We start from the raw sequence: 12,285 nt of genomic DNA, 5'->3' as shown, positions 1-12,285 counted from the left end.
TCAAGGGTCTTCGAAGCGCTCGGGATGGTGGTAGTCGTTCGTGCGCTGCCCCCGGTCTTGGTCGGGTGGCGGTAGCCACTCGGTCCGGCCATCGGGCAGCTTCCTTGTCCGCCAGCCCTTTTCGATCAGCTTGTGATGCGGCGTGCAGGCGAAGGTGAGCCTGTCGGCGTCGGTCCGTCCGCCGGCGGCCCACTCGTCGAGGTGGTGCGCCTCGCACCAGTAGCCCGGCGCGTCGCAGCCCGGGTGCGTGCAGCCGCGGTCCTTCGCGTACAGGACGATGCGCTGATCCGGCGTGGCGATTCGTCGTGACCGGCCGAGATACAGCGGGCGGCCCGAGTGCTCATCGAACACGGCTAGGTAGTGGTAGGCATGGCGTGCCATCCGGATCACGTCGGGCATCGGCAGCACCGTTCCACCCCCCGTCACCGCGCGCCCGGTGCCGGCCGCCAGCTCCTGCAACGTGGTGGAGACGATGACCGTGACGGGTAACCCGTTGTGCGCGCCCAGCTGCGGATTGCCCAGCTGACCGCGCACCAGGGCGTTGATCGCGTCGTGCTGGCGCTGCGCGTGACTGCGTAAGTCCCTGCCCGCCGACTCGTCATCGGGTTCACCGCCGACGCAGGGCTTTTCGTCGTCCGGGTTGCACATGCCGGGAGCGGCGAAGCGCGCGAGCCAGGCGTCGAGGTTGGCCCGCAGGTCCGGGGAGGCGACCAGTCTGCCGATGCTCATCCCGTCCGGCCGCTGCCCGGCCCACGTGAAGCCGCGCTGCCTGGCGCGGTCGATGTCGGAGAATTTCCCATCGGGGTTGATCCGCAGCGCGCACCGGTGCGCAACCTTTTCGAGCTGGTCGGGCCGCAACTGCGTCGCCTGCCGGGCCAGGAAACGTTCGGCGGCTTCGACCGTCGCGGCGGGCACGGCATCCGGCAGGTCGCGCACGAAGGTCTGAATCACGCGCAGGTGCTGTGCGTCGAGCGCGCCGTCCCGCCAGGCCCCGGCGGTGGCGGCCAGCTCCGGCGGCAGTTCCTGGCCGGTGAGGGTGAGGCGCGGCGAGAGCTGCCTGGCGTCTCGAAGCCGTCGGGAGGCCTCGCTGTAGCTGATCCGCAGCCAGTCACCGATGACCTTGTGGACGGGTCCGCCCAGGTCGGCGGGATCCTCCTGCGCCAGGCCGGCAATCAGGTCGTGACTCGTCGCAACCTGCTGCCGACGTGCGGTCTCCATCCGCTCCAAAACCTGCAGCCGCACGCCGGGGCTCAGCCCCCGCAGGTTGAGCGCGCGCACCGACGCGCCGGCAGCGTCGAGCGCATCCAACGCCGCTGTCACCTCCGGCGGCATCTCTATCGAACGCATGTTCGAACAGTATGCGAAGCCGCGCCCCCGTGAAAGAAGCGGAAACGACGGCTGTGGATAAACACCCGACTGTGGATGAATCGGCCCGGTCTAGGGTGAAGCTCATGCGGGTAGGCGTCTTGGGAGCTAAGGGCAAGGTCGGTTCGGCGATGGTGGCGGGAGTGCAGGCCGCCGAGGATCTGACGCTGTCGGCGGAGGTCGACGCCGGCGATCCGCTCGGCATGTTCACCGACTCCGGCACCGAGGTGGTGATCGACTTCACCCACCCCGACGTGGTGATGGGAAACCTGGAGTTTCTGATCGCCAACGGAATTCACGCCGTCGTCGGCACCACCGGCTTCACGCAGGAGCGCCTCGACCAGGTTCAGGGGTGGTTGGCCGACAAGCCGGGCGCGAGCGTGCTCATCGCCCCCAACTTCGCGATCGGTGCGGTGCTGTCAATGCATTTCGCCAAGCAGGCGGCGCGCTTCTTCGATTCGGTGGAGGTGATCGAGCTGCACCACCCGCACAAAGCCGACGCCCCCTCGGGAACCGCCGCCCGCACCGCGAAGCTGATCGCCGAGGCGCGAAAAGGACTGCCGCCCAACCCCGACGCCACCAGCACCGGCCTGCCCGGGGCCCGCGGTGCCGACGTCGACGGCATCCCGGTGCACTCGGTGCGGCTGGCGGGACTGGTCGCCCACCAGGAGATCCTGTTCGGCACCGAGGGGGAGACGCTCACCATCCGCCATGACAGCCTTGACCGCACCTCGTTCGTGCCCGGCGTGCTGTTGGCCGTGCGTCGCATCAAGGAACACCCCGGCCTCACCGTCGGGCTCGAGCCGCTGCTCGATCTGCAGTGACCCCGCAATGAACGCCGCCCTGCGCACCCAATTGCTGATCGCGTTCCTGTGCGTGGCGATGCTGGTGTACTTCGTGCTACTGGGGCGGATGGCCGTCGCGATGATCGCGTCGGGACGGGCCGCCGCGGTGGGGCTGGGCCTGGCCGTGTTGATCATGCCGCTGATCGGGCTGTGGGCCATGGTGGCGACCCTGCGGTTCGGGTTCGCACACCAGAAGCTCGCCAATCTCATTGCGGCCGAAGGCATGGAGCTCGACACCAGCGCGTTGCCACGGCGGGCGTCGGGCCGCATCGAACGCGCCGCCGCCGACGCGCTGTTCGCCTCCGTGCGCACCGAAGTCGAAGACCACCCCGACGACTGGCGACGCTGGTACCGGCTGGCCCGCGCCTACGACTACGCGGGGGACCGCCGCCGGGCGCGGGAAGCCATGAAGACGGCCCTGGAACTGCAGGACCGCCGGTGAGTAAGACGCTGCTCATCGTTCACCACACACCGTCACCGCACTGCCACGAGATGTTCGAGGCCGTCGTCTCCGGGGCTACCGACCCCGAGATCGAGGGCGTCGAGGTCCTGCGTCGGCCGGCGCTCACCGTGTCCCCGGCCGAAATGCTGGCGGCCGACGGCTACGTGCTGGGCAGCCCGGCGAACCTGGGCTACATGAGCGGTGCGCTCAAGCACGCCTTCGACTGCGCCTATTACCAGCTGCTCGACTCGACGCGCGGGCGCCCGTTCGGCCTGTACCTGCACGGCAACGAGGGCACCGAGGGCGCCGAGCGCGGCGTCATGTCCATCACCACCGGGCTCGGCTGGACCAAAGCCGCAGCGACCGTGCTGGTTTCGGGCAAACCGGACGGGGTCGACCTGCAGGCCTGTTGGGAACTCGGCGCGACGGTCGCTGCCCAGCTGATGGAATGAGCCATCTAGGTGTGGGTCGGCTTGAACGCCTCGGCCGGCTGGGCCAGGGCCAGCGCCGAGCTGGTGCCGATCGGACCGTGCCGATCGAACAGCGTGGCGGCGCCGGTGGCCACCCCGGCCGCGCCGTAATGGCTTTGCGCCGCCAGCCCCAGGAATTCGCCGTCGGGCAAGCGGCTGGCGGTGACGGTGTAGTCCGCATTGATGTAACGCAATCCGCCAGTGCCCCAATGGGTCAGCGAACTCGTGATGTCACCGGCGAAAGCCAGCCGGGTGAACGGGGTCAGGGCGTAGCCCTGGACCATCGGGCGAAAGATCCTTGTCCACGCGAACTTCTGGGAATGGGACTGCTCCCACTCGCCGGCCGCGATGCCCGGGCTGCCCGCGGTGGTGGCCCCGTAGCCCCAAATCAGAAACGGCATGTCGGCCGGGAATCCGCCGGAATCGGCCGGCAGCGGCGGCATGGCCAGGGGTGCCGACCACACCGTCCCGTCGGGATGTTCCCCTCGGCGCAGGAACAGTGCGCTGGCCCGCGCGACGGTGTTGCCGTTCTGCACCAGCGCGCCGTCGACAAGCTTGATCCGCCGGCCTTCCCGCTGCACAGAGGTCCGGATCTGCACCGGCTCGAGCAACGCCGGGCGGAGCAGGTCGACCGTCAGGCGGGCCGGCTGAAAGTCGGGCTCGATGCCGGATTGCTCTATGCCCCAACCCAACAGACCGCCGACATTCTGGCCGCCCATCGCGGCGCCCCACGGTCCCCGGGTCAGCGGGCCCGGCACGTAGGAGTCGCCGTCGACAGTGAAGAACGCCTCGGGCATGATGGCGGAATCGTCGACCGTCACGGCCATCACGATAGGACACCGGATAGTAAGGACCGGGCATGCCTCCAGTGATCGAAATTCCGCGCGACCACAATCCGTTCGCGACGACAGGCGTGACCCGCGACGCCGACGGCGTCCCGCACTACGAAGATCTGCCCGCCACGCTGCTGGACATGCTCGCCGAGCAGGTCGATCGGCGCCCGGACAGCGAGGCGGTGGTCGAGCTCGGCGCCGGCCGACTGACCTACCTTCAGCTCTGGGACCGCGCGGCGCGTGTCGCCGGTGGACTGCGCGCGGGCGGGCTGCGGCCCGGTGATCGTGTCGCGGTGCGTTACCCCGCAGGCATCGACTGGGTGCTGGCGTTCTGGGGCATCGTGATGGCCGGGGGCGTTGCGGTGGCCATCAATACGCGCTCGGCGCAACCGGAGGTCGACTTCGTGCTCGGCGACTCCGGGGCGACGCTGGACCTGGCGGCCGATACCCCGCTGCCCGACGGCTCGCCCTATGTGACGGAGGGGCGGGGCCGCTCCGATGTGGCCGCGCTGTTTTACACGTCGGGCACCACCGGCCATCCCAAGGGCGTCCCGACGACCCACGAAGCCTTCCTGACCAACACCGAGAACGCGATTCGCTGTCTCGACCAGCCGCGCGACCTCGGCGAAGCCATGCGCACGCTCATTTCGGTGCCGCTGTTCCACGTGACCGGTTGCAACTCCCAGCTGCTGGCCGCAACCCGGTTGGGCGGGGCGTCGGTGATCATGCCCGCCCTCAGCCTGGACGGGTTGATCGACACGCTGACCGCCGAGCGCATCTCTGTCATGGTCACCGTCCCGGCCGTCTACGCACTGATGTTGCGGCACAATGGCTTTGCCGACGCCGACGTCTCCGGTGTGCGTTGGGTGGGTTACGGCGGCGCCCCGATCGCCCCGTCGCTGGTGCGTTCGGTGAAGAACGCCTTTCCGCAAGCCACGGTCTTCAATGGCTACGGCATGACCGAGTCGGCCTCGCTGATGACGGTGCTGCCGAGCCGGGAGGCCGTCGAGCACGCCGACTCGGTCGGGTACGCGGTCCCGTCCGTCGATCTCGGCCTGAATCCGTTCGGCGGCGACGAGCACGGCGTCGGCGAGCTGGTGGTGCGCGGCGCGAACATCACCGCCGGCTACTGGAACCGGCCGGAGGCGACCGCGGCGACCATCGTGGACGGCTGGCTGCATACCGGCGATGTCGTGCGCGTCGACGAGGCGGGCCGCGTGCACATCGTCGACCGGCTCAAGGACATCATCAACCGCGGCGGTGAGAACGTCTCCAGCGTCGAAGTGGAAGCCGTGCTGCTGGCCGCGCCCCATGTCGCGGACGCGTGCGTGCTGGCGGTTCCCGACGACGTCATGGGCGAGAAGGTGGGCGCGGTGCTGTTCGGCGGGTCGGACGACATCGACGTGCCTGCGGTGCTCGAGCACTGCCGCGAACAACTCGCGGACTTCAAGGTTCCCCAGTACGTCACGGTGGTCGACAGCGCGCTGCCGCGCAACGCCGGCGGCAAGCTGCTCAAGGGCAAACTCTGCGAGCAGGTCCGCTGGGGGGAACCGCTGCGATGAGCGCGACGGTGCTGGTCGCCAATCGCGGCGAGATCGCGCTCCGAATCATCCGCACCGCAGTCGAATTGGGCGTCCGCACCGTCGCGGTTTACGCCGAGGACGATGCCGAGACTCCGCACGTGCACGCGGCGGACGAAGCGATCGGCCTTCCCGGCGCCGGACCGCGGGCCTACCTGGACCAGGCCGCCGTGCTGGCGGCGGCGAAAAGCTCCGGCGCCGAGCTGATTCACCCGGGTTACGGATTCCTCAGCGAGAACGCCGATTTCGCGCGGGCGTGCGCCGGCGCCGGGCACACGTTCGTCGGACCGGACGCCGACGTGCTCGAACTCGTGGGCAACAAGTCTTCCGCCCGCCGCGCGGCCGTCGCGGCCGGGGTGCCGGTATTGCCGGCGACCGACGGGCCGAGCACCGTCGCGGACGTCGAGGCGTTCTTCGCGGCACAGGGCGGCGCCATCATGATCAAGGCGCTGGCCGGCGGGGGCGGCCGGGGCATGCGCACGGTGCGCAGCGCCGACGAGATCGGCGGCGCGTACCAACAGTGCGCCGCGGAGGCGCAACTGGGCTTCGGGGATCCTTCACTGTTCGCCGAGGCGCGCCTCGACGGCGCGCGGCACATCGAGGTGCAGGTGGTCGCCGCGCCGGCGGGGCACCAGACACGCGCGCTCGCGCTCGGCGACCGCGACTGCAGCATCCAGCGGCGTTACCAGAAAATCGTCGAAATCGCGCCCGCCCAAGGGATTTCCGATGGGCTCCGGCATGACGTGCACCGGGCTGCGGCCCGGTTGTGCGCGCGAGTCGGTCTGCGCGGACTGGCCACGGTCGAATTCCTGGTGGCCGGTGAGGAGTTCGTGTTTCTCGAGGTCAACCCGAGAATCCAGGTCGAGCACACCGTCACTGAGGAAACGACCGGGTTCGACCTGGTCGCAGTCCAGCTGGCGATCGCCGGAGGCGCATCCTTCTACCAGCTCGGGCTACCGGCCGGAATCGCCTCCGACGGCAACGAAGTCATGGGCGAGCCCGCCGCCCACCGCGGCATCGCGATTCAGGCCAGGGTGAACATGGAGACGTTCGCCGCGGACTTGTCGGTCGTGCCCGCGGCCGGCACCATCAGCGCGTTCTCGCCGCCGAGCGGGCCGGGGATCCGCGTGGACACCTACGGCCGGGCCGGACTCGTCGTCAGCCCGCACTACGACTCACTGCTGGCGAAGGTCGTCGCCCACGTACACGGGTTGTCGCCGCGGGCGGTGCTGCGTAAGGCCCGCACCGCCCTGGGGGAGTTCGGCATCGAGGGCGTCCGCACCAACATCGACTTCCTGCGCGAGCTGCTGTCCCATCCGCAGGTCGAATCCGGTTGGGTGAGCACGGGTTTCCTCGACCAGACGCTGCCCGAGCTCGCCTCGGCCGCGGCGTCGCACCGGCAGGAGGTCCCCGCCGCGCCGGTCGAGCTGTATCCCGGCGAGGACGTGCTGCGCGCCCAGTTGGCGGGCACCGTGATCGAGGTGGCGCCCGAGGGCGTCCACGTCAGCGCGGGCAGCCAGCTCGTCGTCCTCGAAGCGATGAAGATGCAGCACGTGCTCGCCGCACCCGACGCGCTTCGGACGGTCCGCGCGCTGGTGGCGCCCGGGCAGGTGGTGGGAACCGGCGACCCGTTGCTGGTGTTCTCGCGCACCGGCGAGGGCCAGGGGGGCGAGTCCGCAGCCGATGCCACGGATCTCGACCGGCCGCGCGCCGACCTCGACGAGGTGCGCAGGAGGCATCTCTTCACCCTCGACGAGGGCCGCGAGGCCGCGGTTGCCAAGCGGCACAAGCAAGGTCGGCGGACCGCGCGGGAGAACGTCGCCGACCTGATCGACCCCGGCAGCTTCGTCGAATACGGCGCGCTGGCCATTGCCGCGCAGCGCAGTCGCCGCTCGGAAGACGACCTCATCGCCAACACGCCGGCCGACGGCCTGATCGCCGGGCTGGCCACGATCGGCGCGGACCGCTTCGGCCCAGCGGCGGCCGAGGCCGTCGTGGTGTCCTACGACTACACCGTGCTGGCCGGCACCCAGGGCATGCGCAACCACGCCAAGACCGACCGCGCGTTCGACCTGGCCGCCCGAAAACGGTTGCCGGTGGTGCTGTTCGCCGAGGGCGGCGGTGGGCGGCCGGGGGACACCGACGTCGGCGGCGCCGCCGGCCTGGACGTTCCGACCTTCCGGATGCTGGCCGCGCTGAGCGGTCGGGTGCCGCTGATTTCGATCGTGTCGGGCCGCTGCTTCGCCGGAAACGCCGCGCTGGCAGGGGTGTGTGACGTGATCATCGCGACCCCGGACGCCAACATCGGGATGGGTGGGCCCGCCATGATCGAGGGCGGCGGGCTCGGGGTGTATCCGCCGGAGGCGATCGGGCCTATCGGCGTCCAGCGCCGCAACGGCGTCGTCGGCCTGGTCGCCCGCGACGAGGCGCACGCGGTGTCGTTGGCCAAACAGTATCTGGCCTATTTCCAGGGCGGCGTGGACGACTGGGCGGCGCCGGACCCGCGGTTGGCCCGGCATGTGGTGCCGCAGAACCGGTTACGCGCCTACGACGTGCACCGGGCGATCGACGCGATCGTCGATACCGGCTCCGTGCTGGAGCTGCGGCCGGACTACGGCGTCGGCATCGTCACCGCGTTGGTCCGCGTCGAGGGCGCGGCCTACGGGCTGATCGCCAACAGCACCCACCACCTCGGCGGCGCTATCGATGCCGAGGCGGCCGACAAGGCCGGCGACTTCCTCACTTTGTGCGAATCGTTTCGGCTGCCGGTGATTTCGCTGTGCGACACCCCCGGCTTCATGGTCGGCCCCGACGCCGAGAAGGACGCGGCCGTCCGCCGGTTCGGGCGGATGTTCGTGCTGGGCGCGCGGCTGACCGTGCCGGTCGGGATGATCATTTTGCGCAAGGGATACGGGCTCGGCGCGATGGCGATGGCCGGCGGGTCCTTCCGGGCACCGCAATTCACCGTCGCCTGGCCGACCGGCGAGATCGGCGGGATGGGCCTGGAGGGCGCCGTCCGCCTCGGGTTCAGCAAGGAGCTGGCCGCCGAGGCCGACCCAGCTCGGCGCCAGGAACTGTTCGACAAGCTGGTGGCCGCGGCCTACGAGCACGGCAAGGCGCTACGCGCGGCCACCACATTCGAACTCGACGACGTCATCGACCCCGCGGACACCCGGGCCTGGATTGCCAGACTGCGGGAGGTTCGGAGCTGATCAGGCGTGGCCGGAACCGCAGCCGACGCCGGGCAAGCAACCCTGTCCGCCCGGTATTCCGCCGGGCCCCGCGTTCGGGCCGCCCGAGCCGCAGCCGACGCCCGGGACGCAGCCCTGACCGCCGGGACCGCCGCCCGGGCCCTGGTTCTGGCCGCCCGAGCCGCAGTTGCCGTTGCCGTCGCAACCGCCGCCGCCCGGGTCATCCTTGATGACCACATGGGAGGGCGCCGCGGACGGCGCGGGTGCCGAGCCGAGGGAACCGGTCATGGCGATCGGGGCAACCGCGATCGCGGCGGCCGCAGCCCCGCCCACCACCAGTCTTTTCGTAAGGGTTAATTTCGAGAACATGCGGGGTCGCATACCACCGACACACCCGTGTAAACATCCATGTAGCGAACGGGAGACCGTTGGCTTTCGCGCGACGGAAGGCGCACCACGATGACCTCACAGGACCTGACCGGCCGAACCGCGATCATCACCGGCGCCTCGCGCGGGATCGGGCTCGCGATCGCCCAGCAGCTCGCCGCCGCCGGAGCCAACGTGGTGCTCACCGCCCGCAAGCAGGAGGCCGCCGACGAGGCGGCCGCACAGGTCGACGGCAACGCCGTGGGCGTCGGCGCGCACGCGGTCGACGAGGACGCCGCCCGGCGCTGCGTGGACCTCGCGGGCGAGCGTTTCGGGAGCGTGGACATCCTGATCAACAACGCGGGCACGAACCCCGCGTACGGTCCCCTGATCGACCAGGATCACGCCCGTTTCACCAAGATCTTCGACGTGAACCTGTGGGCGCCGCTGCTGTGGACCTCGCTCGTGGTCAAAGCAGGGATGGGCGAGCACGGCGGAGCGATCGTCAACACCGCCTCCATCGGCGGCCTGCACCAATCGCCGGCCATGGGCATGTACAACGCCACCAAGGCCGCGCTGATCCACGTCACCAAGCAGTTGGCGCTGGAACTTTCGCCGCGAATCCGGGTCAACGCCATCGCCCCCGGGGTGGTGCGCACCCGCCTCGCCGAGGCGTTGTGGAAGGACCACGAGGACCCGCTCGCATCGTCGATCGCGCTCGGACGCATCGGCGAGCCGGCCGACGTCGCCGGCGCCGTGGCCTTCCTGGTTTCCGACGCCGCGAGCTGGATCACCGGCGAGACCCTCGTGATCGACGGCGGACTGCTGCTCGGTGCCGCACAAGGCTTTCAAACTCGGCCGCAGGGCTAGCCATGACCACCGAAGATGTGGCGGTGGACCTGAAGGCGCGGGTGCAGGCGCTGCTCGACGAGCACGACCCGGCCACCACCGAACCGCGGGAATTCCTTGCCGCGCAGTATGACGCGGGCCTGGCATGGGTGCACCTGCCGCCCGGCTTCGGCGGGCTGGGCCTGCCACGCAAGGCCCAGGAGCTCGTCGACGCCGAGCTCGCCGCCGCGGGCGCGCCGGTGGGGGGCACCGCCAAGAACTACATCGGCATGGGCATGGCGGCGCCGACGATCGCGGCGTTCGGGACCGACGAGCAGAAGCGAAAGTTCCTGCGCCCGTTGTTCAGCGGCGAACAGATCTACTGCCAGTTGTTCAGCGAGCCCGGTGCCGGTTCGGACTTGGCCGGCGTCTCCACGCGCGCGGTCCGCGACGGGGACGACTGGATTGTCAACGGGCAGAAGGTGTGGACGTCGCAAGCGCAGCACGCGACCATGGCCATCCTGGTCGCGCGCACCGACCCGACGGTGCCCAAACACGCCGGCCTGACGTATTTCCTGTGCGACATGACGCAGCCCGGCGTGGAAGTGCGCCCGCTGCGCCAGATCACCGGCGAGGCGGAATTCAACGAGGTGTTCCTCACCGACGTCCGGGTGCCCGACGCCAATCGGCTCGGCCCGGAGGGCGGCGGCTGGCGCGTCGCGACCACCACCCTGAACAACGAGCGCGTCGCGATCGGCACCCGCGCCGGGACGCCGCGGGAGGGCGGCCACATCGGCAAGGTCACCAAGGCCTGGCGAAACCAGCCGGCGCTGCGGGACCCCGCCATGCACGACGAGTTGATGCGGTTGTGGGTCGAGGCTGAGGTTCTGCGGCTCGCGGGTGAGCGGCTGCGCCAGCAGGCGAGCGTGGGTCAGCCCGGACCGGAGGGTGCGGGTATGAAGGTGGCCTTTGCCCGCCTGGCCCAGGCGATCTCGGGCTTCGAGATCGAACTGCACGGTGAGGCCGGGCTGCGCTACGACGACTGGACCATGCGCCGACCGGAAACGGTCGACCTGGTCGGTCGCGAGCCGGGATACCGCTACCTGCGGGCTCGCGGTAACTCCATCGAGGGCGGCACGTCGGAGGTGTTGCGCAACACCATCTCCGAGCGGATCCTCGGCCTGCCGGGCGAACATCGCGTGGACAAGGACAAACCGTGGAAGGACCTGGACCGGTGACAGACCTGCTGTACTCCGACACCGAGGAGGCGTTGCGGGACAGCGTGCGTACCCTGTTCGCCGACCGGTGCCCACCCGAATCGGTGGTGCGAGCCTATGACCCTGAGCCGCAGGGCTTTTCATCCCTGTGGCGGACCCTGGCAGCCGAGCTCGGCGTGGCGGGGCTGCTGGTGCCCGAATCGCTCGGCGGGGCCGGCGCGGGTGCGCGCGAGGCCGCGGTCGTGATGGAGGAGATCGGCCGGGCCGTCGCGCCGGTGCCGTTCTTGTCCAGCGCGGTGCTGGCCACCGTCGCCCTGTTGTGCGCCGGCGACACCGAGACGTTGCCCGCGTTGGCGCAGGGTGAGCTGACCGCCGCCCTGGCGGTGCCGCTGACCGCCGCGCCGGGTGATCGGATCGGGCTGGCCACGATCGGCGCCGACGGGCTGAGCGGATCGGTCACCAGCGTCGCCGGCGCGGCCGAGGCGGACGTGCTGGTGGTGCCGGCCGAGGGACCGGACGGGCCCGAGCTGCACACCGTCTCACGCACCGCGGCGGGGGTGGAGGTGTCGCCCATACTGGCGTTTGACATGACGAGACCCCTTGCCGACGTGAGCTTTTCGGCCGTGGAGTCGTCGCGCGTCGGGCCGGCGGACCGGCCGGTCGCCGAGGCGCTGCGGACGGGGGTGGCGCTGCTGGCATCCGAGCAACTCGGGGTCGCGCAATGGTGCTTCGAGACCACGCTGGATTATGTCAAGCAGCGCAAGCAGTTTGGCCGCGCGATCGGCTCCTACCAGGCGATCAAGCACCGGCTGGCCGATCTGTGGTTCGAGGTCGGCGCCGCGACGGCGGCGGCCCGCTACGCCGCCGACACCTGCGCTCGCGCCGACGAAGACGCGGCCGTCGCGGCGGCGCTGGCCCAGGCGTACTGCAGCGGCGTCGCCGTGCACGCGGCCGAGGAGTGCGTCCAGTTGCACGGCGGCATCGGCATGACGTGGGAGTATCCCGCGCACCTTTACCTCAAGCGGGCCAAGAGCGATCAGTTGATCTTCGGCACCGCCCACCGTCACCGTGCCCGACTGGCGGAGTTGGTCGACCTGCCCCCAACCTAGTTGGGCTCGGATTGATTTTTTCCCCGCCGACCGTCGGAG

11 protein-coding genes are annotated in these 12,285 nt (G+C 70.3%); 8 read left to right on the top strand and 3 right to left on the bottom strand.

The features are described 5' to 3' along the window. Entirely contained in the window at positions 1 to 1,347 is a 1,347-nt protein-coding gene (locus A5681_RS02630; RefSeq protein WP_067269067.1) for an HNH endonuclease signature motif containing protein, read from the bottom strand. Positions 1,348 to 1,451: 104 nt separating this feature from the next. On the opposite strand from A5681_RS02630, the gene dapB reads away from it, so the two are divergent. The 3 genes from dapB to A5681_RS02615 are packed head-to-tail and all read left to right on the top strand — an operon-like array spanning position 1,452 to position 3,104. After that, entirely contained in the window at positions 1,452 to 2,189 is a 738-nt protein-coding gene (gene dapB, locus A5681_RS02625; RefSeq protein WP_067269165.1) for a 4-hydroxy-tetrahydrodipicolinate reductase, read from the top strand. Positions 2,190 to 2,196: 7 nt separating this feature from the next. Continuing rightward, positions 2,197 to 2,652: a hypothetical protein gene (locus tag A5681_RS02620; protein ID WP_067269065.1), complete on the top strand. Its 456-nt coding sequence runs from the start codon at positions 2,197 to 2,199 to the stop codon at positions 2,650 to 2,652. A gap of 50 nt (positions 2,653 to 2,702) precedes the next feature. Then, a complete protein-coding gene (locus tag A5681_RS02615; protein ID WP_197498488.1) occupies positions 2,703 to 3,104 on the top strand; it encodes a flavodoxin family protein in 402 nt (133 codons plus the stop codon). 5 nt (positions 3,105 to 3,109) lie between these two features. Here A5681_RS02615 and A5681_RS02610 read toward each other — a convergent pair whose 3' ends face one another. Then, the gene (locus A5681_RS02610) at positions 3,110 to 3,943 is read right to left on the bottom strand and encodes an acyl-CoA thioesterase domain-containing protein (RefSeq protein ID WP_197498483.1); all 834 of its coding nucleotides are present in this window, start codon (positions 3,941 to 3,943) and stop codon (positions 3,110 to 3,112) included. Between the two features lie 38 nt (positions 3,944 to 3,981). Here A5681_RS02610 and A5681_RS02605 point away from each other — a divergent pair, with 38 nt between their 5' ends. Both A5681_RS02605 and A5681_RS02600 read left to right on the top strand, forming a co-directional pair. Continuing rightward, positions 3,982 to 5,517: a class I adenylate-forming enzyme family protein gene (locus A5681_RS02605; RefSeq protein WP_197498482.1), complete on the top strand. Its 1,536-nt coding sequence runs from the start codon at positions 3,982 to 3,984 to the stop codon at positions 5,515 to 5,517. After that, on the top strand, positions 5,514 to 8,747 hold the full coding sequence (locus A5681_RS02600) for an acetyl-CoA carboxylase family protein (protein ID WP_067269058.1): 3,234 nt from the start codon (positions 5,514 to 5,516) through the stop codon (positions 8,745 to 8,747). The genes A5681_RS02605 and A5681_RS02600 overlap by 4 nt, the downstream gene beginning before the upstream one ends. Here the strand turns inward: A5681_RS02600 and A5681_RS02595 are convergent, their stop codons facing one another. Continuing rightward, the gene (locus A5681_RS02595; protein WP_067269056.1) at positions 8,748 to 9,095 is read right to left on the bottom strand and encodes a PE-PGRS family protein; all 348 of its coding nucleotides are present in this window, start codon (positions 9,093 to 9,095) and stop codon (positions 8,748 to 8,750) included. Positions 9,096 to 9,185: 90 nt separating this feature from the next. Here A5681_RS02595 and A5681_RS02590 point away from each other — a divergent pair, with 90 nt between their 5' ends. From A5681_RS02590 to A5681_RS02580, 3 genes are read left to right on the top strand one after another with little or no spacing between them, the layout of a single operon-like run. Continuing rightward, positions 9,186 to 9,962 (top strand): SDR family oxidoreductase, encoded by a 777-nt coding sequence (locus A5681_RS02590; RefSeq protein ID WP_067269054.1) that lies wholly within the window; start codon positions 9,186 to 9,188, stop codon positions 9,960 to 9,962. A gap of 2 nt (positions 9,963 to 9,964) precedes the next feature. Beyond that, the gene (locus tag A5681_RS02585; protein ID WP_067269052.1) at positions 9,965 to 11,158 is read left to right on the top strand and encodes an acyl-CoA dehydrogenase family protein; all 1,194 of its coding nucleotides are present in this window, start codon (positions 9,965 to 9,967) and stop codon (positions 11,156 to 11,158) included. Further along, a complete protein-coding gene (locus A5681_RS02580; protein ID WP_067269049.1) occupies positions 11,155 to 12,246 on the top strand; it encodes an acyl-CoA dehydrogenase family protein in 1,092 nt (363 codons plus the stop codon). The genes A5681_RS02585 and A5681_RS02580 overlap by 4 nt, the downstream gene beginning before the upstream one ends. Positions 12,247 to 12,285: the final 39 nt, after the last annotated feature.

Origin of the sequence: Mycobacterium scrofulaceum (assembly GCF_001667885.1) — a bacterium.
Taxonomy (GTDB): domain Bacteria; phylum Actinomycetota; class Actinomycetes; order Mycobacteriales; family Mycobacteriaceae; genus Mycobacterium; species Mycobacterium scrofulaceum_C.
The sequence above is the reverse complement of the archived record's forward strand: the minus strand, read 5'-3'. Positions and strand labels throughout refer to the sequence as shown.